Genomic DNA, 22,549 nt, shown 5'->3' on the forward strand with positions numbered 1-22,549 from the left:
GGGTCTGGCGGGCATGCAAAAGCGGTTGTAAAGACGATGACGAGGTTGGCAGACAAGCCGGCAACATGCCGAAAACGGGCCGATAACAGCAAAAAATCCAAGCCGCAGAGGGGCTTGGCTATCAGGTGACTATTTCGGCAGATGTAGTAATATTACGCTAGTTTCACTTCCTGCAATTCATTCCTATCCGAGAGGACATAGCCTTATGTCAACAGCTAAGAAACCTTTGGTTCTGGTCATCATGGACGGTTGGGGCTACAGCACCAAGCAAGAGCACAACGCCGTCGCTGCCGCCAAGACCCCCAACCTCGACCGTCTCGCCCGTGACTACACCAGCACCCTGATCTCCGGCTCCGGCCTGGATGTGGGTCTGCCGGATGGTCAGATGGGCAACTCCGAAGTGGGTCACGTCAACATAGGTGCCGGTCGCATCGTGTATCAGGAGCTGACCCGCATCTCCAAGGAGATCAAGGACGGCGACTTCTTCCAGAACGTCGAGCTGGCCAAGGCTGTTGACGGCGCCGTGACCAACGGCAAGGCCGTGCACATCATGGGTCTGATGTCACCGGGTGGCGTACACAGCCATGAAGAGCACATCATGGGCATGATCGAGATGGCCGCCAAGCGTGGCGCCGAGCAGATCTATTTCCACGCCTTCCTGGATGGCCGCGACGTGCCGCCGCGCTCCGCCCAGTCCTCCATCGAGCAGTTCGATGCCCTGTTTGCCCGCCTGGGCAAGGGTCGCTTCGCCTCCATGATCGGCCGCTACTTCGCCATGGACCGTGACAACCGTTGGGACCGCGTGCAGCAAGCCTATGACCTGATGACTCAGGGCAAGGGTGAGTTTACCGCCGACAGCGCCAGCGAAGCCCTGGCCGCCGCCTATGCCCGCGACGAGAACGATGAGTTCGTCAAGGCCACCCGCATCGGTGCCGCCGCCCCCATGCAGGATGGCGATGCGTTGATCTTCATGAACTTCCGTGCCGACCGTGCCCGCGAGATCACCCGCGCCTTCGTCGACAGCGACTTCACCGGCTTCGCCCGTGCCGTCACCCCGGCGCTGAACTTCGTGATGCTGACCGAATACGCCGCCGACATCAAAACCACCTGCGCCTACCCGCCCACAGCCCTGGTGAACACCCTGGGTGAGTGGCTGGCCAAGCAGGGCAAGACCCAGCTGCGCATCTCTGAGACCGAGAAGTACGCCCACGTCACCTTCTTCTTCAACGGTGGCGAAGAGTCCTGCTTCAGCGGTGAGGATCGCGAGATCGTCGCCAGCCCGAAAGTGGCCACCTATGATCTGCAGCCGGAGATGAGCTCCGAAGAGCTGACCGACAAGCTGGTCGGCGCCATCAAGAGCGGCAAGTACGACGTCATCATCTGCAACTACCCGAACGGCGACATGGTCGGTCACACCGGCGTGTTCGATGCCGCGGTCAAGGCCTGTGAGGCCGTCGATCACTGCATCGGTCGTGTCACCGAGGCCCTGGCCGAGGTGGGTGGCGAATGCCTGATCACCGCCGACCACGGCAACGCCGAGAAGATGCTGGACGAAGAGACCGGTCAGGCGCACACCGCCCACACCAATCTGCCGGTTCCCCTCATCTACTTCGGTCGCAAGGCCGAGGTGCTGGAAGGTGGCAAACTGTCCGATCTGGCCCCGACCATGTTGACCCTGATGGGTCTGCCTGTGCCGCCGGAAATGACTGGCAAGCCCCTGATGATTCTGAAATAATCCTGCCCCATGCGGGGATGCGAAGTTATTTCAACCAAAACCAGTCGCGTCGGCCTGTTGGCCGGCGCGCTGTTTTTTTGCCTGATCGGCGCTGCCGGCACGGCCCAGGCTGCCAACCAGCAGCTCGGCACCATGCAGTCCCAGATCAAGGAACAGCAGAAGACCATCAAGCTCAGCAAGCAGGAGCTGGCCAAACTCAATACCCAGCTCAAGGCCGATGAGCAGGCCATCTCGGCCGCCGCCGCCAAGCTCGATCAGACCAAACTGCAGCTGAAGCAGAACCAGCAAAAGCTGGTGAACCTGCAGCAGGACAAGCTGGATCTGGAGCAACAAGCCAAACATCAGAAACAGTTGCTGGCCAAGCAGGCGGAAAGCGCCTTCCAGGCGGGCAACCACGACTACCTCAAACTGCTGCTCAATCAGCAGGATCCGGCCAAACTGAGCCGCGCCCTCGACTATTTCGACTATCTCAACAAGGCCCGCATCGAGGCCATCGACGCCCTGCGCGCGACCCGCGCCAAGCTGGCCAAGAACCAGCAGGCGACCCAGGAGACCGAAAGCAAGCTGCAAGCCCTGCTGAGCGAACAGCAAGCGTCCCACCAGAGCCTGCTGGCCAGCCAGCAGAGCCGCGCCAAGGTGCGCAACCAGCTGCAGCTGTCGGTGCAGGATGACGAGCAGAAGCTGACCAAGCTGGTCAAGGCGGAGAAGGCCCTGAAGGCCCGGCTGGAAGAGCTGCGCCGCCAGCGGGAAGAGCAGGAGCGCCGTGAGCGGGCCGAGCGGGAACGCCTCGCCAAGCTGAAAGCCGAACAGGAACGCCAGCGTCGCCTGGAGGCACAACGCCTGGCCGCCGAACAGAAGCGGCTTGCGGAACAACAGCGGATCGCGGCGCAACAGCAGAAGGCCGGCGAGCAGCAACGGCTCGCCGCCGAGCAGCAGAGAGTGACCGCACAACAAAACAAGGTGACTCAACAGCAAGCCGCCGCGCGCAGCAGCGCCAAGGCAAGCACAGGCGGCTACGGTGGCCTCAGCACCAATGGCAGCCTGCGCTGGCCGGTACAGGGCCCGATCCTCATCTCCTACGGCTCGGCTCGTACCGCCGAGCTCAAGTGGAAAGGCACCCTGATCGGCGCCAGCGAAGGCACCCAGGTCAAGGCGGTGGCGCCAGGACAGGTGGTCTACGCCGACTGGCTTGACGGCTTCGGCATGCTGCTGGTGATAGACCATGGTAAAGGCTATATGAGCCTCTATGGTCACAACCAGTCACTGCTGCGCCAGGTTGGCCAGAGCGTGGAGCAGGGCGAACCCGTGGCCCTGGTCGGCGACAGCGGCGGCCAGGACAGACCCGGCCTCTACTTCGAGATCCGCTATCAGGGTGAGGCCATCAACCCGACCAAGTGGTTGGCCAAGCGCTAACTGGTATTCAAGAGCACATGCCATCGAGCGCCTCATGAAAAAAGCCTGCATCCGCAGGCTTTTTTCATGCTGGCCCAGGCCCATCTCGCTGGCCGATGACGAAAACTTACGAAGTTTCCCGCACCATCCTGGTTGGCGCCATCAGGGGAAGACGACCATGCCGATCTGCTCCAGCAGCCCCTGCTGCTGATCCTCGCTTATCTGCACGCCGTCCAGCTTGACCAGACGCAGATCCAGCCCGGGCAGGTCGCACTGGCGCAGATCGCAGCCCTGCAGGTTGAAGCTGGCCCAGTCTATCTGGCCAAACTCGGAGCCGCTGAGATCGGATCCCGCCAGCGAGGCGCCCAGCAGGCTGGCCCCCTGCCAACGGTTGCCGCTCAGCTCGCACCGCTCCAGCAGGCAGCCGTCAAAGTTGGCGTAGCTGAAGTTGTTGCCGGTCAGATGGGCCTCGCAGAAGTAGCTCTTGACGGTGATCTGGTTGGCGAAGCTGGCACGGGCGAAGTTGATGCCCATGGCCTGGCAGTCGCGCAGCTCCAGCCCGAGGCACTGGCTGCGGCTCAGATCCGCCAGGGTCAGGTCGCAGCGCAGGAAGCTGGCCTCCCGCAGATCGCAGCCCTGCAGCGAGCAGCCGAGTTCGCGCTCCCGTTCGTAGAAGCTGCAGTCGACGAAGCGGCTCTCGCTCAGATCCAACCAGGAGAAGTTGCAGTCGATGAAGCGGCAGTCAGCGAACTGCTCCCCTTCCACTTCCTGCTGCTCGAATCGCTTCCCCTCGAAGCACTTGCCCTTGATCATCCGAAATTTCTCCTAATGATGGCGTCATATGCTGACTTTATTGCGTGAAAAAGGTAATGTTACCTGTAACATTGCTGCCGGAACCCAAGATGAACGACACCCGCAAACGCCGCCCCACCCTGCAAGACATCGCCGATCAGACCGGGGTCACCAAGATGACCGTCAGCCGCTACCTGCGCGATCCACACACAGTGGCCGAGGGCACCCGGGGGCGGATCGCCGCCGTGGTGGAAGAGCTGGGCTACATCCCCAACCGGGCACCGGACATTCTCTCCAACGCCACCAGCAAGGCGATCGGCATCCTGCTCCCCTCTCTCTCCAACCAGGTCTTCTCCGCCCTGGTGCACGGCATAGAGACGGTGACCCGCCCCGCCGGTTACCAGACCCTGCTCGCCCACTACGGTTACAATCCGGAACAGGAAGAGGAGCAGGTGGCCTCCCTGCTCTCATACCACGTGGATGGCCTGATCCTGTCCGACAGCCTGCACACCGAGCGCACCCGCAAGATGATCGCCACCGCCGGCATCCCCGTGGTGGAGACCATGGATCTGCCGCAGAACCCCATCGACATGGTGGTCGGCATGGATCACCGGGCCGCGGCCCGGGCCATGGTAACAGAGATGCTGCGCCGGGGGCGCCGCAAGGTGGTCTACCTGGGGGCACGGCTCGATGTGCGCACCCAGCTGCGGATGGAGGGCTACTACCAGGCGATGGCCGATTTCGGCCTCGATGGCCAGCACCTGCTGACCGAACAATCCTCCAGCTTCACCCTGGGCGGCCAGCTGCTGGAGCAGGCGCTGGCGCGCTACCCCGATCTGGACGGCCTGTTCTGCACCAACGACGATGTGGCGGTCGGTGCCCTGCTGCAGTGCCAGGCCAGGTGGATACCCGTGCCCCAGCAGATCGCCATCGCCGGCTGCAACGCCCTCGACATCGGCCACGCCATGACCCCCAAGCTGGCCAGCATAGTCACCCCGCGCGAGGAGATAGGCCGTGAGGCGGCAACCATGCTGCTGGCCCGCCTGGGCGGCCAGCCCAGACCCGACAGCCGCATGGACTTGGGCTTCTCCCTCTATGAAGGGGAGAGTCTGGGCTGAATAAGCCCGATCCCCTGACTCCCCGCCTCCCCGCTCATAAGGGATAGGCAATGACGACCCTCCCCCTGGCCGGCTCAAGCCGGCACCCCGAGCCCCCACAGAAATAACACAGGCCACCCGAGGGTGGCCTGTTGGCTTGGCAAGCAAGGTGGCGGCTTGGCGCCAGGCTAGGTTAGCGCTGGACCAGGGCGACGGCTTCGCGGGAGAGGCGAGTCACCTCTTCCCAGTTGCCGTTCTTGACCGCATCGGCCGGCAGCATCCAGGAGCCGCCGACGGTGGCAACGCATTTCAGCGCCAGATAATCGGCGACGTTGTGCGGGCCTATACCGCCGGTGGGGCAGAAGCGGACCTGCGGCAGCGGCGCGGCGATGGCCGCGAGCGCCTTGGTGCCGCCGTTGGCCTCGGCCGGGAAGAACTTCAGGTGGCTATAACCCGCCTCCAGCGCCTGCATCACCTCGGAGGCGGTGGCGACCCCGGGGATCAGCGGCGCCGTGCTCTTGGCGGCGTGGGCCAACAGCGCCGGGGTCATCCCCGGCGAGATGACGAAGCGGGCACCGGCGGCCACGGCGGCATCGAACTGCGCGCAGTTGAGCACGGTCCCCGCCCCCACCATGGCCTCCGGCATCGCCTTGGCGATGAGGGCGATGGCATCCAGTGCCACCGGGGTGCGCAGGGTGATCTCGAACACCGAGATGCCACCCGCCAGCAGCGCCTGTGCCATCGGCAGGGCCTGCTCCAGGTCGTTGATGACCATCACGGGCACCAGCGGGGAGGCGGCAAACACCTCGGCAGGGGTCAGTTTCCAGTTTTGCATAGCTCTTCCTCAGTCAAAGATGGTGGCGCCACACTCGGCGCTCGATACCGCGCGACGCATCACGCTAAACAGTTCACGGCCCCAGCCTTCCTGCTCCAGGCTGAGATCCGGCTCGACCGGGGTACGGCCGCTCAGATCGGTCAGGCAATCCAGGCGGCCCGATTCGGCATCCACCCGCAGCAGGTCACCGTCTCGCAGCAATCCGATGGCGCCGCCGTGCAGGGCCTCAGGGGTGACATGGATGGCGGCCGGGATCTTGCCGGAGGCACCGGACAGGCGGCCATCGGTGACCAGCGCCACCTTGTGACCCGCCTTCTGCAGGTTGCCGAGCACCGGCATCAGCTTGTGCAGCTCCGGCATGCCGTTGGCGGCGGGGCCATTGTGGCGCACCACTATCACCGCATCCAGATTGAGCTCGCCGGCCTGGTAGGCCGCCTCCACCGCATGCTGGGAGGAGAAGACCTTGGCCGGTGCCTCGATCACGCGATATTCCGGGGCCACGGCCGAGACCTTGACCACGGCGCGGCCCAGATTGCCAGACAGCAGCTTGGTGCCGCCTGTGGCCTGGAATACAGAGCCTGTGGGAGAGAGCACGCTCGTATCGCTACTCTCGCCCACCGGCTGCCACACCAGCTTGCCATCCACCAGCAGGGGGCGGCTGAGGTAATCCTGCATCTCGCCGAAGGTCGGGGTGGCATCCATGTGGATCAGCCCCTCCTGTGCCAGCCGGCGCATCAGGCCGGGCACGGCACCGGCCTGCTCGAAGGCGTTTACATCGGCCGGGCCGTTCGGGTACATGCGCACCAACAGCGGCACCACGTCGGAAAGATCGCTCAAGTCGTCCCAGGTCAGATGCAGGCCGGCGGCGCGGGCCAGCGCCACCATGTGGATGCTGTGGTTGGTGCTGCCGCCGGAGGCGAGCAGGGCCACCAGGCCGTTGACCAGAGAGCGCTCGTCCAGCACCTCGCTCAAGGGACGATAGGCCGGGGAGCCGGGGATCATGGCGCTGATGCGGCGCGCCGCCTCGGCGGTGAGGGCGTGGCGCAGCTCGCTGTGGGGATGCACGAAGGCGGAGCCCGGCAGCATCAGGCCCATGGCCTCGAACACCAGCTGATTGGTGTTGGCGGTGCCATAGAAGGTGCAGGTGCCGGGCGCATGGTAGGCGCCGCACTCCATCTCCAGCAGCGCCTCGCGGCCCACCTGACCGGCGGCATACTGCTGGCGCACCTTCACCTTGTCATCGTTGCTGATGCCGCTGGCCATGGGGCCGGCCGGCACGAAGGCGGTGGGCAGATGGGCATGGGAGAGCGCCCCCATGATCTGGCCCGGCGCTATCTTGTCGCAGATGCCGAGCAGCAGGGTGGCGTCGAAGGTGTTGTGAGAGAGGGACAGCGCCGTGGCCTGGGCGATGAGATCCCGGGAGAAGAGTGACATGTCCATCCCGGGCTGGCCCTGGGTGACGCCATCACACATGGCGGGCACCCCGCCGGCGACCTGGGCACTGTGGCCCAGCTCGGCCAGGGTCGCCTTGATCTGGTCCGGGTAGCCCTGATAGGGCTGATGGGCGCTCAGCATGTCGTTGTAGGCGGTGACTATGCCGACGTTGGCGCGGGTCAGATCGAGGATGCGACCCTTCTCGTCCGTGCTGCAGGCGGCGACGGCGTGAGCCAGGTTGCCACAGGCCAGGGCGGCGCGGGTCTTGCCCTGCTCCGCCTGGCGTTGAATGCGGGCCAGGAAGGCCTGGCGACGGGTGGCACTGCGCGCACGGATGCGGGCGGTGACCTCGAGGATGATGGGATGAGTCATATTGCTTGCTCCAGTGCGGTGACGGCGCGGTCGACAACCTGTTCGAAGCCGCCGTCGATATCGATACAACATACCCCAGCTTCGCCATCCGGGCGCTCCAGCGCATCGAATTGGCTCTGCAGCATGCTCTCGCGCATGAAATGACCGTGACGGGCCTTCATCCGCGCCAGGATCAGCTCGTAGTCCCCATCCAGGAACAGGAACCTGACCGATTCGTTGCCCTCGCGGATCTGATCGCGATAGTGGCGCTTGAGGGCGGAGCAGACGATCACCCCCACCTCGTTCTTCTGTTCCAGGCTGTAGGCCGCATCGCGGATCCGCTCCAGCCAGGGGGCGCGATCCTCATCGTTGAGTGGGGCGCCGCCCGCCATCTTCTGAATGTTGGCACGAGGGTGCAGATCGTCGCCGTCGATAAACTTGGCGCCGATGACCTGAGCCACCCGAGCCCCGACCGACGATTTGCCGCTGCCGGAGACGCCCATCACGATAATACTCTTACCAGCCATTGTTTGACCTCTATCCCATTTCTCAAAAAACGTACCGTAGATGACTTCTAACTTACCACGTTACCGGTAACATGTTACCGGTAACGTCATGGCATGTGAAGTGGTGCACAGATTTGTGCAAGACGATAACTGGAACTTTTGAGGATAGAAAAATTATGGAAGGTGTGGCTAATACCCCCGATGTCGCCTACCTGCTTTCGGTAGCAGGCGGTGCAATTATCATGTTGTTGCTGTTGATAATGCGCTTCAAGATCCACGCCTTCGTCGCCCTGACGCTGGTCAGCCTGGTCACGGCCCTCGCCACCGGCGTGGCCTACGATCAGGTCGTAACGACCATGCTGGGCGGATTCGGTAGCACCCTGGCCGGGGTGGCCCTGCTGGTCGGTCTCGGCGCCATGATAGGCCGGATCCTGGAGATGACGGGCGGCGCCAAGGTGCTGGCCGACACCCTGATCAGCCGCTTCGGTGCCCATCGCGCTCCTCTTGCGCTCGGTGTGGCCTCCCTGCTGTTTGGCTTCCCCATCTTCTTCGATGCGGGCCTCATCGTCATGCTGCCCATCATCTTCAGCGTAGCCAAGCAGTTTGGTGGCTCTGTGCTCAAATATGCACTGCCGTCTGCGGGCGCCTTCGCGGTGATGCACGCCTTCATGCCCCCCCACCCCGGCCCCGTTGCAGCCAGTGAGCTGCTCGGCGCCAACATCGGCCTGCTGACCATAGTCGGCCTGCTCGTCGCCATCCCGACCTGGTATCTGGGTGCCTATCTGTATGGCCTGTGGGCCGGCAAGAAGTTCGACCTGCCGCTGCCGCCGAGCTTTACCGACCCGGCGGCCATCCCGGCCGGCCAGCTGCCAAGCTTCGGCCAGGTGATCTCCATCCTGCTGCTGCCGCTGGCACTCATCTTCATGGATACCGGCCTCAACACCCTGGGCGCCATGGGCATGGTCGACAAAGGGGCTGATTGGGTCAATATCCTGCGCATGGTCGGCAAGACCCCGATCGCACTGCTGATCACCCTGCTCTACGCGGTCTGGGTCTTTAGCAAGCAACAGGGCAAGATACAGCTGGAGAAATTCTGTAACGATGCGCTGGCCCCTGTCTGCGCCGTCATCCTGGTGACAGGTGCCGGTGGCATGTTTGGCGGCGTACTGCGTGCCAGCGGCATCGGTGCCGCCCTGGCGGACGTGCTCTCTGACACCGGCATGCCGGTGATCCTGGCCGCCTTCCTGGTCTCGACCGCCCTGCGGGTAGCCCAGGGTTCTGCGACCGTGGCCCTCACCACCACCGCGGCCCTGATGGCGCCCATGGTTGCCGCCACCCCTGGCCTGAGCGAACTGGACCTGACCTTCATCGTCATCGCCATCGCCGGTGGTGCGACCGTGCTCTCCCACTTCAACGACTCCGGCTTCTGGCTGGTCGGCCGCTTCCTCAACATGGATGTGAAGACCACCCTCAAGACCTGGACCGTGATGGAGACCCTGCTCGGCACCATCGCCTTCCTCATCGTGGCCATGGCCAGCGTGGTGTTTTAACCTCGCCAGACAGACGGGTCGGGACCTCTCCCGACCCGTTTTCAATGGACGGCTCCCAGAGCCGTCGATTCTTTGTTGGGTATTCACCGCCTAGATTGCTAGAATCGCCTATTCATTGCCCCGAGTGGAACGCTTAACCCCGTGATTTCAGGTTTCTCTATGCATTCATCGGCACATTATCGACAGTTGCTGACTCGTCTGCCCCAGATCGCGGTCCCCGCGGATCGGTTCCAGGTGCTCAGCAGCGCCAAAGAGTTCAAAAGCAGGATCCTCTCGCTCATCGCCAGCGCGACCCAGCGCATCTATCTCGTCGCCCTCTATCTGCAGGATGACGAGGCGGGACGGGAGATACTGAGCGCGCTCTACGCCGCCAAGCAACGCAACCCCGCCCTCGACATCAAGCTCTTCGTCGACTTCCACCGCGCCCAGCGCGGCCTGATCGGCAAGGGCAAGCAGGGGGGCAACCACCTGATGTATCAGGAGATGGCCGCCCGCCACGAGCACCAGATCGCCATCTACGGCGTGCCGGTGAAGGGGCGTGAGCTGCTCGGCGTGCTGCACCTCAAGGGCTTCATCTTCGACGATACCCTGCTCTACTCGGGTGCCAGCCTCAACGACATCTACCTGCACCAGCAGGAGCGCTACCGCTTCGATCGCTACCACCAGATCACCAGCCCTGAGCTGACCCGCAGCATGGTCAACTATGTGGACGATGTGTTCCTGCGCAGCGAAGCGGTGCAACGGCTGGATCGGGCCGAGATCCCCAGCGCCAAGCTGCTGAAGGGGCCGATCCGGCGCTTCAAGCACAGCCTGCGCACCAGCCAGTATCGCTTCAAGAGCACGCTGGTGGGGGCCGAGGACGTCGCCATCACCCCCATGGCGGGACTGGGCAAGCGTGGCAACCAGCTCAACCGGATGATCCGCAACCTGGTGCGCGCCACCGAGCGGGAAATCTTCATCTGCACCCCCTATTTCAACCCCCCCAAGGAGTTGAACAAGGACGTAGAGGCGCTGCTCAAGCGCGGCTGCAAGGTGACCATAGTGGTCGGTGACAAGACAGCCAACGACTTCTTCATCCCACCGGAGGAGAAATTCTCCACCATAGGCGGGCTGCCTTACCTGTACGAGACCAACCTGCGCCGGTTTGCCGAGCGCAACCAGCGTCACATCGACTCGGGTCGTCTCAACCTGATGCTCTGGTGCTGCGAGAAGAACTCCTATCACCTCAAGGGCATCTTCGTGGACGAGGAGTGGGCGCTGCTCACCGGCAACAACCTCAATCCCCGCGCCTGGGCGCTGGATCTGGAGAATGGCCTGCTGGTACACGATCAGCACCGCCACCTGCGCGAGCGCTTTGCCGAGGAGCGGGCCAACATCCTGGCGCACGCCCGTCGCATCAGCCACTTCGACCAGATAGAGCAGATCAAGGATTACCCTGAGCAGGTGCGCAAGCTGCTGGCCCGGATCCACAGGGTCAGGGCTCATATCCTGCTCAAGCGAATCATCTAGACCGCAATTCGGCTTCCGTCTCAGCCCCCACCCAAAGGCCTCCCGTTTTCGGCAGGCCTTTTTCAGATGCGGCAACCCAACCCGGCTCACAGCAACACGGCTTGCATCGAGCCATCAACAACCCCTATCATCTGGACATATTTACAGTATTTTCGGGCATCTAATTGATGAAATTGGATAAAATCTCCCTCGATAGCCTCAAGGGCGTCGGCAGCAAGATGCTGGAGAAGCTCGAGCGGCTGGGGCTGGCGACGGTACAGGATCTGCTGTTCCACCTGCCCCTGCGCTACGAGGATCGCACCCAGGTGTGGCCCATCGGCGATCTGCCGCCCGGGCTGCACGGCGCCGTCGAGGGCGAAATCCAGGACACCCAGCTGGTGATGGGCCGCCGCCGCATGCTGGTGTGCCGCATCAGCGATGGCACCGGCAGCCTGACCCTGCGCTTCTTCAACTTCACCGCCGCCCAGAAGAACAGCCTGGCCCCCGGTCGCCTGCTGCGCTGCTTTGGCGAGGTGCGCCCCGGCAAATACGGGCTGGAGATGGCCCACCCCGAGTACAAGCTGCTCGGCGAGGAGCAGGCCGGCCAGACCGAAGAAGCACTTACCCCCGTCTACCCGACCACAGAGGGGCTGCGCCAGCTCAGCCTGCGCAGCCTCACCGATCAGGCGCTGGCCCAGCTCGAGCTGTACGGGGTGGAGGAGCTGCTGCCCGCCGGCCTCTACCCGCACCAGATAGAACTCGCCGCCGCCCTTCGCCTGCTGCATAGACCTCCTCCCTCGGTGGCGCTGGCGCTGCTGGAGAGCGGCCAGCATCCGGCCCAGCAGCGGCTGGTGCTGGAAGAGCTGCTGGCCCACAACCTGTCGGTGCTGAAAGTCCGCGCTCAGGCCCAGACCCAGCTGGCCCGGTCCCTCAAGCCGGCCCCCACCCTGGTCAAGCAGCTGCTCGGCGCCCTGCCGTTTAAGCCGACCGGGGCCCAGAACCGGGTGGTGGCGGAGATCAGTCAGGATCTACAACGCAGCTACCCCATGATGCGGCTGGTGCAGGGGGACGTGGGCTCCGGCAAGACGCTGGTCGCGGCGCTGGCGGCGCTACAGGCCATAGGCAACGGCTGCCAGGTGGGGCTGATGGCGCCGACCGAGCTGCTGGCCGAGCAACATGCCATCAACTTCGCCCACTGGCTGGAGCCGCTCGGCATCAAGGTCGGCTGGTTGGCGGGCAAGCAGAAGGGCAAGGCCAGGGAAACCCAGCTCGCCGCCATCGCCGATGGCAGCGTCAAGATGGTGGTGGGCACCCACGCCATCTTCCAGGAGCAGGTAGTGTTCCAGCGCCTCGCCCTGGTGATCATCGATGAGCAGCACAGATTCGGGGTGCACCAGCGCCTCGCCCTACGCGAGAAAGGAGAGCGGGAGGGGGTACATCCTCACCAGCTGATCATGACCGCCACCCCCATTCCCCGCACCCTGGCGATGACCGCCTACGCCGATCTCGACACCTCTGTCATCGACGAGCTGCCGCCGGGCCGTACCCCCATCACCACTGTCGCCCTGCCGGACACTCGCCGGGGCGACGTGATCGCGCGGGTCAAGCTGGCCTGCGAGGAGGGCAAGCAGGCCTACTGGGTCTGCACCCTGATCGAGGAGTCCGAGGTGCTGGAGTGCCAGGCCGCCGAGGACACCGCCGCCGAGCTGCAGAACCTGTTGCCCGGCCTGCATATCGGGCTGGTGCACGGCCGCATGCGGCCGGTCGAGAAGCAACGGGTGATGGAGGAGTTCAAGGCCGGCATCTTGCAGCTGCTGGTCGCCACCACCGTCATCGAGGTAGGGGTGGATGTGCCCAACGCCAGCCTGATGATCATCGAGAACCCGGAGCGGCTCGGGCTGGCCCAGCTGCACCAGCTGCGCGGCCGGGTCGGTCGCGGCTCCGTGGCCTCCCACTGCGTGCTGCTCTATCACGCCCCCCTCTCCAAGACGGCCCAGAGCCGGCTCGGGGTGCTGCGGGAGACCAGCGATGGCTTCCAGATCGCCCAGCGCGATCTGGAGCTGCGCGGCCCGGGCGAGTTGCTCGGCACCCGCCAGACCGGCTTGGCCGATCTCAAGATCGCCGATCTGGTGCGGGACCAATCGCTCATCCCCCAGGTGCAGAAGCTGGCGCGCTACCTGATGGACAGACACCCTAGCCACGTCGATCCGCTGATCCGCCGCTGGCTGGGACTGCGGGATCACTATTCCAACGCCTGACACCCCATTGAGAACAGGAGGAGGAAGCCGATGAATTGCTGGCTTCCTCATGGGCAAACAGATTATCCATATCAGGTTGCCCCGCTGATCCGCCGCAGGCCGGGGCTGCGGGATCACTATTCCAACGCCTGACAACCCATTGAAAACAGGAGGAAGATGTCGATGAATTCCTGGCTACGCGCCCTGCTCTATGTATTCGCCTTCCTGCTGCTGTTCGTCTGGGTGGGTCTCGGCCTGTTCGACGCCGAACGGGCCAGGGCCCCCATCGCCAACTGGCTCAGCCAGCAGACCGGGGTGCAAGTCACCATAGGCCGGCTGGTATTCAACCCGCTCCATCCCTACACCCTGCTGGCGGAGCAGGTGCAGTACGGCGACGCGGTGAAGCTGGACAAGATCTACCTGGAGATAGACAGCATCGACTGGCTGAACCGGGATGTGCGCATCGCCCACCTGGATCTCATCCGCCCCCTCATCAAGCTGCCGCTCCCCAACCAGTTGCCGACCCTGCCGGTGCACTCCCTCACCATAGGGGACAGCAACATCGACAACCTCAGCCTGCAGAGCGACGGGCTCATCCTGCGCGGCCTGAGCGCCACCCTGAGCGACTGGGAGCTGATCTATCCCCGGCACCAGCCCCAGGCCAACCTGAGCCTCAGCATCAACCAGCTCGACAGCCCCAGCCTGACCCTGGCTCGCCTCAACCTGAAGGGACGACTGGAAGGCCAGGTGCTGAGCACGGACAAGCTGACCACCAACCTGTTCGACGGCCTGCTGGAGACCGGCATGGTGCTGGACTGGCCCGCACGCAGCCTGCAGCTGCGCGGCCTCAAGGCCCGTGGCCTGCGGGTCGAGCTGGACAGCCTCGGCCAGGCCGAGTTCCCCCTGCGCCGGATCAGCCTGGATCGGGGCCAGTTCGACGAGACCAGCGTCAACGCCAACGCCCAGGAGCTCGCCCTCAACAACTTCAGCGGCCAGCTCACCGCCTTCGAGTGGCAGGCGGGCAGCCGACCGACCGGTTACCTCACCGGCTCTCTGGCCGATCTCGGTCGTGGCCTGTTCCAGCTGGAAGAGATCAAGGGGCGGCTCGCCTTCTCGCCGCAGCAGCTCGATGCGGAGCTGCAGGGCAAGGCTTTTGATGGGGAGTTCAACCTGGAGCTGGCGCTGGACCCCGATCTTCAGAAGCTGACCCTGAAGGAGATGACCCTGAGCGGCATGGACATCAGCCTGCCAGATGGGTGGTGGCAGGATTGGCAAGGCTGGCGCCCACAGCAGATCGATGTGCGCAAGCTGGCCTTCGATCGGCTCAAGGTGCTCTCCTTCGACGACAGCCTGCCCCTGTCGCTGACCGGCTGGCAGCTCTACCTGACCGACCTCAGCCTGCGCGGTGATCAGCCGGGCCCCCTGCTCGGCCGGGCCAGGGTGGAGAGCAAGTGGTTCGAGCTGGTGTGGGACGGTCTCTCCGCCCGCAACGGCGAGCTGGATGGCGAACTGACGCCGAGCTCCTGGCAGCTCAACAAGCTGTCCAGCACCTTGCCCGACGAGGGGGCCATCGAGCTGAGCGGCCAGTGGGGCAAGGCACCAGGCCAGAACAGCCGCCTGCGACTACAGGGCAAGCAGCTGGATCTGGAGCAGTGGGGCAGGCTGCTGCGGGCCCCCGTCTCGCTGGCGGGCAAGCTGGATCTGGGTGTTGATCTGCAGGCAGATATGAGCAAGAAGCTGACCGACTGGCGCAGCACCCTGCAGGGCAGCCTGAGCCTGGATGCCAGGGATCCTTTCTGGGACAAGGTGAATATAGATCCGCTGCTGGACGAGTGGTTCAAGGGCGCCACCCCGCCGACCCTGACGGCGGACGGCCTGTGGCAGGCGATGCAGCAGGGGGATACCCCCTTCTATCGCGTCAAGCTAAACGCCAAGGCCGAAAATGGCCTGGTCCAGATCGAACAGGCGGGCGCCTCCACCATCACCCACCTGCTGGCCCTGCAGGGGGGCGTCGATCTGGTCAACGGCCAGTGGCAGCTGGATCTCGGCGCCCTGAACGGGCAACGCTGCGCCGAGCTGCTGGCCCGCTGGCGCGGCCCGCTCGACGCCCCGACCCTGAGCTGGAGCTTCCCGGCCGAGGCCTCCTGCGGCTGGGAGGCCGGCGTACGCTACCCGGCCCAGGGCCGCAGCAGCCCGCTCTGGCGCCCGCAGCCCAAACCGGCGACCCCAGACACCAACAAGGCCTCATGATGAGGCCTTGTCATTGAACCGGCAGGCGGTCGGGCCCCCTAGCCGCCCCGCTTGATGGGCAGCACCACGTACTGGCCGACGAACTCCACCGCCAGCTTGCGGCCGCTGAACAGCTGCACCCGCAGGCTGAACTTGGCCGACTCCCCGCTCTTGAGCGGTGCCAGCACGGCAGGCATCCCCTCCCGGGCGACCCTGGCCTCCGGCTCCTCGCTCACCGGCCGGTAGTATTTGATATTGCCCTCGGCCAGCACGGTATCGCCCCCCAGCCCGGCCTCCTTGAGCTGCAACCAGATGAGCCCCCAGCCCGCCAGCACACACTGGCTGTAGATGCTGCCGGCAAACATGGTGTCGTGGACGTTGAGGTTGGCCGCCAGCTTGGCCTTGAGATGAAAGGTCTGGCCGTCGTAATGGGTGATGTGCACCCCCATCTTCTCGCTGATGGGGATGCCCCGCGACCAGCGGGTGGTGAGATCCTGACACCACTCCGGGCGATACTGGATGGTCTGCAGCGGGCTCAGGGACTTGATCATCTGGCGGTGGGTGATGCGGCCGAAGGAGACAGGTCCTTCCCCCACCTCGAGGAAACCGCAGCGGCGGTAGAACTCCACCGCCTCCTGGCGGGCGTTCATCACCAGCCGCTTCACCTTCTCGTCGCGGGCGAGCTGCTCGAGATCCTCCACCATGCGGGCCCCCAGCCCCTGACCCCGAAACTCGGGTTTCAGCGCCATGAAGCGGATCTGGGCCTCGTCACCACCGACGAACAGCCGGCCGACGGCGATGGGGGTACCGTCTTCGGCCAGCATCAGCCGATGAATGGCGACGGTATCGTATTCGTCCCGCTCGGAACCTATTGGCAGATTGAACGGCTTGCGCAGCAGCTCCCAGCGCAGTTGGTAGTAGCTTTCCAGCTCGGCTGCCGTTTGGGGGGTGACCACCCGGTACATAGATACATCCTTGAGTTACACTGGTCGAAAACCATCTTGCCGTGCAAATTCATGGACTTCAATCCGCAAGCGTACCAAGCCGAACACTTATTGCACCTCAGCACCAAGGCCGAGCGCCGGCTCTGCATCCTGGAAAACGCCGAGCACCGCTGGCTGGAGATGGACGGCGTGGTGCAATCGGCCATGTGCCTCAGTGAACCGGACCGGCTCTGCCTGCCCCATCAACAACACATAGCCGCGCGGCTGCCAAGCCAGGCGAGCCGGATCCTGGAGCTGGGGCTGGGGGGCGGGGATCTCACCCGCCATCTGGGGGCACGCTGGCCCGAGGCAAGCCACGACTGCGTGGATCTGGATGCCGAGGTGCTGACCCTCTTCCAGGCCTTCTTCCAGGCGCCAGGGGGACCCTCTGCTCGGCCGCCGCGCCTGCATCACGCCGACGCGCTCCGTTTCCTGTTAGACAGCAGGGAGCACTACGATCTGGTGCTGCTGGATCTGTTCAGCCAGGACGGCAACCCCCGACTGCTGTTCCAGGCCCCGCTCTATCAGGCGCTGGCCCAGTGCCTGCGCGGCACCCTCATCATCAACCTGCTGCCACGCACCCGGCTGGAGCTGGAGCAGGCGCTGCGGCTGGCCGAGGAGTGGGTCGGCCCCACCCAGGCCTATCCGGTCCCCGGCTACCTCAACGTGATCCTGCACGCCACCCGTCAGGACGCCGCCTAGACCTGCAGCCAGAAGGTCACGGGGCCGTCGTTGAGCAACCGCACCTGCATGTCGGCGGCGAAGCGACCGGTCTCGGTCGGCAGGCCGCTATTTTTCGCCTGGGCGACGAAATAGTCATAGAGCCGCTCGGCATCGCTCGGGTGAGCGCCGCCGGAGAAGCCCGGCCTCATCCCCTTCTTGGTATCCGCCGCCAGGGTAAACTGGGACACCACCAGCAGACTGCCGCCGGCCTGGGTCAGGCTGAGGTTCATCTTGCCGTCCGCATCGGAGAAGATGCGATAGCCGCTCACCTTGTGCAGCAGCTTGTCGGCCTTGGCCTCGTCATCCCCCTGCTCCACCCCGAGCAGTACCAGCAGACCGGCGTCGATGGCACCGGTCACCTCTCCCTCGACGGTCACACTGGCCTCGGAGACCCGCTGAATCAATGCGATCACTCATCACTCCTTTGTCTTGTCAGAAAGAAACGACCGCCAAGAGGCGGCCGTTGATGTTAGCAACAAGGTGTGGGCTCAGCCCAGCTCCTCTGCGCCCGGTTTCTCATATTCGCCGAGACAGGCGGTGGTCTCGGCCCCCAGCAACACCACCAACCAGCTCAGGTAGACCCAGACAAACAGGATAGGGATTGTCGCCAGCGCGCCATAGATGGCCTGATAGGAGGGGAAGTTGGTGATGTAGATGGTGAAGCCGCGCTTGGCCAGCTCGAACAGGCTCGCCGCCACCAGGGCACCGATGAAGGCGTGGGTCAGCCGCACCTTGCAGTTGGGCACCACGGTATAGATCAACAGGAAGCCGAACACGGAGAACAGGAACGGCAGACCCCGCAGCAGCCAGTAACCCACCCCGAACAGCGCCTCGCCCTGGAAGAACCGCAGCGAGATGATGTAGGAGGAGACGGCGATGCTGGCGCCGATGAGCACGGGCCCCAGGGTCAGGATCATCCAGTACATGGCGAAGGCCTGGGCCAGCGGCCGGCTCTGGGTCGAGCGCCAGATGTAGTTGAGGTTCTTGTCGATGGCCGAGATCAGCATCAGGGCGACCACGATCAGGGCGCCGATACCGACCGCCGTGGTGTTGGTGGCATTGGCCACGAAGCCGTCGATGTACTCCTTGAGCGCCTCCCCGGCGGTCGGCACGAAGTTGTGATAGACGAACTGCTCCATCGCCTGCTTCAGGGTCTGGAACACCGGGAAGGCCGACATCATGCCGAACACCACGGCCACCATGGGCACCAGGGAGAGCAGGGTCACGTAGGCCAGGTAGCCGGCGGTGACGGTCAATCTGTCCTGCTGGAAACGACCCCAAACAAACTGGGCGAAGTGGGCACCATCGTGGCGCAAGAAGGAGAGGGCGTGACCGAGGCGGCTAGCGATTGTGTTCTGCATCGTGGTTCTCAGAGGCTTCATCATGCAGATATTGTGTCAGATGGCATGGCCATTTGACCACCCGTGGCCGGATGGAGTTGGCCTATACCCCGCCAAACGGCCATAAAAAAAGAGGCCCGAAGGCCTCTCTCTGTCTGTCGATGCACAGATATCAAGCACGACCGGCGCGCTTGCGATCCATCTCGGTCAGCAGTTTCTTACGGATACGGACAGCCTTTGGAGTAACTTCAACCAACTCATCGTTGTCGATGAACTCGAGAGCCTGTTCCAGGGTCATGCGGATCGGCGGAGTCAGCACCTGGGCTTCGTCGGTACCGGAGGCACGCATGTTGGTCAGCTGTTTGCCCTTCAGGCAGTTAACAGTCAGATCGTTGGAGCGGGAGTGGATCCCGATCACCTGGCCTTCGTACACCTCGGTAGCATGACCGATGAACAGACGACCGCGGTCTTGCAGACCGAACAGGGCGAAAGTCAGGGCCTTACCGGTGGCGTTGGAGATCAGCACGCCGTTCTGACGCTCACCGATGCTGCCACCCTTGTGCGGACCGTAATGGTCGAAGCTGTGATACAGCAGACCAGTACCGGAAGTCATGGTCAGGAACTCGGTCTGGAAACCGATCAAGCCACGGCTCGGGATCATGAAGTCAAGACGGACGCGGCCCTTGCCATCCGGAGTCATGTTGGTCATCTCACCCTTACGCAGGCCGAGTTGCTCCATGACTGAACCCTGGTTCGCCTCTTCCACATCGACAGTGACTGTCTCATACGGTTCGTGAAGCACGCCATCGATGGTGCGCAGGATAACTTCTGGACGGGATACCGCCAGTTCGTAGCCTTCGCGACGCATGTTTTCGATCAGGATGGACAGGTGCAGTTCACCACGACCGGATACACGGAACTTGTCCTGGTCATCAGTGTCTTCCACACGCAGGGCCACGTTGTGAACCAGCTCCTGGTCCAGACGCTCACGGATGTTGCGCGAGGTAACGAACTTGCCTTCTTTACCGGCAAACGGTGAGGTGTTGACCTGGAAGGTCATGTTCACGGTCGGCTCATCAACGGACAGAGCCGGCAAGGCTTCAACTGCGTTGTTATCACAGATGGTGTCGGAGATTTTCAACTCGCCCAGACCGGTGATGGCGATGATGTCGCCCGCTTGCGCGCTTGCCACTTCAGTACGAGCCAGGCCCAAGTAACCCAGTACCTGACCAACCTTGCCAGTGCGAGTCTTGCCATCAGCACCGACAACGGTGACCTGCTGGTTGCTCTTGACGCGACCACGGCTGATGCGGCCGATACCGATAACACCCACATAGGAGTTGTAATCGATCTGGGAGATCTGCATCTGGAAGCCGCCATCAGGATCGGCATTCGGTGCTTTCACGTTATCAACGATGGCCTGGAACAGCGGCTCCATGCTGTCGGACTCAACGTTCTGATCCATGGAAGCCCAGCCGTTCAGAGCAGAGGCGTAGACAACTTTGAAATCCAGCTGGTCATCGGTGGCACCCAGGTTGTCAAACAGGTCAAAAACCTGATCCATAACCCAATCAGGACGGGCGCCCGGACGGTCAACCTTGTTGATGACCACGATCGGCTTCAGACCCTTAGCGAAGGCTTTCTGGGTCACGAAACGGGTTTGCGGCATCGGGCCGTCAACGGCGTCGACCAGCAGCAGCACGGAGTCAACCATAGACAGAACCCGCTCAACCTCACCACCGAAGTCAGCGTGACCCGGGGTATCGACGATGTTGATACGGTAGTCATTCCAGCGGATCGCAGTGTTCTTGGCGAGAATGGTAATACCACGTTCCTTTTCCAGGTCGTTGGAATCCATCAGACGCTCTTGACCATCAGTGGTACGGTCCAGGGTTCCAGACTGCTGCAGCAGCTTATCAACCAGGGTAGTTTTGCCGTGGTCTACGTGCGCAATAATCGCAATATTGCGTAAATTCTCTAACATTCTCGCCTCAATCACCGGGTAAAATTGGGCGCTAATTGTACTCTCGCCTTTGTGATCTGCCTAGCAGAATTGCAGTGCATTCACGCACAACAGGGGATCAGGATCATAGACCCCATGCTGAAAGCCTGCTTAGATGGGGGCTGATCGTGCTGGCGCACCACGATGGTGCACCAAAACGATCCAAGGTTGCACCACTTTGAAGCGCGACCCTGCACGAGAGCGGGTATCCCGACAGCCTGAAACGGTGCAAATGCCCTGAAATCAAGCTGTCACAAACTTGGCACGATACTGGCTTATGTGAATGTGACGACGCATTCACCCAAAGAGTTTTAACACCGGAGGTTACTTAGCATGTCAGCCCAGAACGTTTTGGCCCTGATCCAGGAACACGAAGTCAAGTTTGTTGACCTGCGCTTTACCGACACCAAGGGTAAAGAGCAGCACGTATCCATCCCTTCCCACCAGGTCAACGAAGAGTTCTTCGAAGACGGCAAGATGTTCGATGGCTCCTCCATCGGCGGCTGGAAGGGCATCAACGAGTCTGACATGGTGCTGATGCCGGATGCGGCCTCCGCCAAGCTGGATCCGTTCACCGAAGAGACCACGCTGAACATCGTCTGTGACGTGCTGGAACCGGCCACCATGCAAGGTTATGACCGCGACCCGCGCTCCATCTCCAAGCGTGCTGAAGACTTCCTGAAAGCCAGCGGCATCGCTGACACCGTGCTGTTCGGGCCGGAGCCGGAATTCTTCATGTTCGACAACATCACCTTCTCCAACACCATGGGCCACAGCTTCGTGAAGATCGAATCCGAAGAAGCTGCCTGGAACTCGGGTACCGAGTACGAGCACGGCAACAAGGGTCACCGTCCCTTCGTCAAGGGTGGTTACTTCCCGGTTGCACCGGTTGACTCCTCCCAGGACATCCGCGCCGCCATGTGTCTGGTGCTGGAAGAGATGGGTCAGGTTGTCGAGGCGCACCACCACGAGGTGGCTACCGCCGGTCAGAACGAGATCGCCACTCGCTTCAACACCCTCACCCTGAAGGCCGATGAAGTACAGGTTCTGAAGTACGTGATCCACAACGTGGCCCACGCCTACAACAAGACCGTCACCTTCATGCCGAAACCCATGTTCGGTGACAACGGCTCCGGCATGCACTGCCACCAGTCCCTGGCCAAGAACGGCGTCAACCTGTTCGCCGGCGACCTGTACGGCGGTCTGTCCGAGATGGCGCTGCACTACATCGGCGGCATCATCAAGCACGCCAAGGCCATCAACGCCTTCGCCAACCCGACCACCAACTCCTACAAGCGTCTGGTTCCGGGTTACGAAGCGCCGGTCATGCTGGCTTACTCTGCCCGTAACCGTTCCGCCTCCATCCGTATCCCTGTGGTGCCGAGCCCGAAAGCCCGCCGCATCGAGGTGCGCTTCCCGGATCCGGCTGCCAACCCGTACCTGGCCTTCGCAGCCCAGCTGATGGCCGGTCTGGACGGTATCATCAACAAGATCCATCCGGGCGATGCCATGGACAAGAACTTGTATGACCTGCCGCCGGAAGAAGCCGCAGAAGTGCCGACCGTTGCCGGCTCCCTGGACGAAGCCCTGGCCGCACTGGACACCGACCGCGAGTTCCTGACCCGTGGTGGCGTGTTCAGCGATGACTTCATCAACTCCTACCTGGAGCTGAAGCAGCACGATGTGGATCGCGTACGCATGACTCCGCACCCGCTGGAGTTCGAGCTGTACTACTCCGTCTAAGCCGACGTGCTTGTTTTATCGTGAAAAAAACCCGCCAGATGGCGGGTTTTTTGTCTGATCGGTCGAGTCACAGCGCCATGGATCCGGCCATCAGCCCGGCACCCATGTCATC

At 63.1% G+C, this 22,549-nt stretch carries 17 protein-coding genes; 9 read left to right on the top strand and 8 right to left on the bottom strand.

Annotated elements, in window-relative coordinates; all coding sequences use genetic code 11:
• Positions 1 to 205 precede the first annotated feature (205 nt).
• Positions 206 to 1,735 (top strand): 2,3-bisphosphoglycerate-independent phosphoglycerate mutase, encoded by a 1,530-nt coding sequence (gene gpmM, locus EL255_RS20170; RefSeq protein WP_042652884.1) that lies wholly within the window; start codon positions 206 to 208, stop codon positions 1,733 to 1,735.
• Between the two features lie 9 nt (positions 1,736 to 1,744).
• Positions 1,745 to 3,148 carry a peptidoglycan DD-metalloendopeptidase family protein gene (locus tag EL255_RS20175; RefSeq protein ID WP_042652885.1) on the top strand — a complete coding sequence of 468 codons (1,404 nt, stop codon included), beginning with the start codon at positions 1,745 to 1,747 and terminating at the stop codon, positions 3,146 to 3,148.
• A gap of 141 nt (positions 3,149 to 3,289) precedes the next feature.
• Here EL255_RS20175 and EL255_RS20180 read toward each other — a convergent pair whose 3' ends face one another.
• Entirely contained in the window at positions 3,290 to 3,940 is a 651-nt protein-coding gene (locus tag EL255_RS20180) for a Qnr family pentapeptide repeat protein (RefSeq protein WP_042652886.1), read from the bottom strand.
• An 89-nt stretch (positions 3,941 to 4,029) separates the two neighbouring features.
• Here EL255_RS20180 and EL255_RS20185 point away from each other — a divergent pair, with 89 nt between their 5' ends.
• Positions 4,030 to 5,037 (top strand): substrate-binding domain-containing protein, encoded by a 1,008-nt coding sequence (locus EL255_RS20185; protein WP_042652962.1) that lies wholly within the window; start codon positions 4,030 to 4,032, stop codon positions 5,035 to 5,037.
• Positions 5,038 to 5,209: 172 nt separating this feature from the next.
• Here the strand turns inward: EL255_RS20185 and EL255_RS20190 are convergent, their stop codons facing one another.
• The 3 genes from EL255_RS20190 to EL255_RS20200 are packed head-to-tail and all read right to left on the bottom strand — an operon-like array spanning position 5,210 to position 8,163.
• Positions 5,210 to 5,851, bottom strand: coding sequence for a bifunctional 4-hydroxy-2-oxoglutarate aldolase/2-dehydro-3-deoxy-phosphogluconate aldolase (locus tag EL255_RS20190; protein ID WP_042652887.1), 642 nt, complete (start codon positions 5,849 to 5,851; stop codon positions 5,210 to 5,212).
• 9 nt (positions 5,852 to 5,860) lie between these two features.
• Positions 5,861 to 7,657: a phosphogluconate dehydratase gene (gene edd / locus EL255_RS20195; RefSeq protein ID WP_042652888.1), complete on the bottom strand. Its 1,797-nt coding sequence runs from the start codon at positions 7,655 to 7,657 to the stop codon at positions 5,861 to 5,863.
• Positions 7,654 to 8,163 (bottom strand): gluconokinase, encoded by a 510-nt coding sequence (locus EL255_RS20200; RefSeq protein ID WP_042652889.1) that lies wholly within the window; start codon positions 8,161 to 8,163, stop codon positions 7,654 to 7,656. The genes edd and EL255_RS20200 overlap by 4 nt, the downstream gene beginning before the upstream one ends.
• Before the next feature lie 221 nt (positions 8,164 to 8,384).
• Here EL255_RS20200 and EL255_RS20205 point away from each other — a divergent pair, with 221 nt between their 5' ends.
• The 4 genes from EL255_RS20205 to EL255_RS20220 all read left to right on the top strand — a co-directional run bounded on the left by EL255_RS20205 (position 8,385) and on the right by EL255_RS20220 (position 15,667).
• Positions 8,385 to 9,692, top strand: a complete 1,308-nt coding sequence (locus tag EL255_RS20205) for a GntP family permease (protein WP_232018885.1) — start codon at positions 8,385 to 8,387, stop codon at positions 9,690 to 9,692.
• A gap of 159 nt (positions 9,693 to 9,851) precedes the next feature.
• The gene (pssA, locus tag EL255_RS20210) at positions 9,852 to 11,201 is read left to right on the top strand and encodes a CDP-diacylglycerol--serine O-phosphatidyltransferase (protein WP_042652891.1); all 1,350 of its coding nucleotides are present in this window, start codon (positions 9,852 to 9,854) and stop codon (positions 11,199 to 11,201) included.
• 167 nt (positions 11,202 to 11,368) lie between these two features.
• On the top strand, positions 11,369 to 13,438 hold the full coding sequence (gene recG, locus EL255_RS20215) for an ATP-dependent DNA helicase RecG (protein WP_042652892.1): 2,070 nt from the start codon (positions 11,369 to 11,371) through the stop codon (positions 13,436 to 13,438).
• Between the two features lie 162 nt (positions 13,439 to 13,600).
• Complete coding sequence (locus tag EL255_RS20220) at positions 13,601 to 15,667, top strand: AsmA family protein (protein ID WP_042652893.1); 2,067 nt, start codon at positions 13,601 to 13,603, stop codon at positions 15,665 to 15,667.
• A gap of 38 nt (positions 15,668 to 15,705) precedes the next feature.
• On the opposite strand, the gene EL255_RS20225 is transcribed toward EL255_RS20220, so the two are convergent.
• On the bottom strand, positions 15,706 to 16,611 hold the full coding sequence (locus EL255_RS20225; RefSeq protein WP_042652894.1) for a bifunctional GNAT family N-acetyltransferase/hotdog fold thioesterase: 906 nt from the start codon (positions 16,609 to 16,611) through the stop codon (positions 15,706 to 15,708).
• A 51-nt stretch (positions 16,612 to 16,662) separates the two neighbouring features.
• On the opposite strand from EL255_RS20225, the gene EL255_RS20230 reads away from it, so the two are divergent.
• Positions 16,663 to 17,331: a spermidine synthase gene (locus EL255_RS20230; RefSeq protein ID WP_042652963.1), complete on the top strand. Its 669-nt coding sequence runs from the start codon at positions 16,663 to 16,665 to the stop codon at positions 17,329 to 17,331.
• Here EL255_RS20230 and dtd read toward each other — a convergent pair.
• From dtd to typA, 3 genes are all read right to left on the bottom strand, one after another.
• Positions 17,328 to 17,765, bottom strand: coding sequence for a D-aminoacyl-tRNA deacylase (dtd, locus tag EL255_RS20235; RefSeq protein WP_042652895.1), 438 nt, complete (start codon positions 17,763 to 17,765; stop codon positions 17,328 to 17,330). The genes EL255_RS20230 and dtd overlap by 4 nt on opposite strands.
• Before the next feature lie 75 nt (positions 17,766 to 17,840).
• Complete coding sequence (locus tag EL255_RS20240) at positions 17,841 to 18,713, bottom strand: virulence factor BrkB family protein (protein ID WP_042652896.1); 873 nt, start codon at positions 18,711 to 18,713, stop codon at positions 17,841 to 17,843.
• A 151-nt stretch (positions 18,714 to 18,864) separates the two neighbouring features.
• Entirely contained in the window at positions 18,865 to 20,676 is a 1,812-nt protein-coding gene (typA, locus tag EL255_RS20245) for a translational GTPase TypA (protein ID WP_042652897.1), read from the bottom strand.
• A gap of 351 nt (positions 20,677 to 21,027) precedes the next feature.
• Here typA and glnA point away from each other — a divergent pair, with 351 nt between their 5' ends.
• Entirely contained in the window at positions 21,028 to 22,437 is a 1,410-nt protein-coding gene (glnA, locus tag EL255_RS20250) for a glutamate--ammonia ligase (protein ID WP_042652898.1), read from the top strand.
• Positions 22,438 to 22,549 lie beyond the last annotated feature (112 nt).

Source organism: Aeromonas encheleia, assembly GCF_900637545.1.
Taxonomy (GTDB): domain Bacteria; phylum Pseudomonadota; class Gammaproteobacteria; order Enterobacterales; family Aeromonadaceae; genus Aeromonas; species Aeromonas encheleia.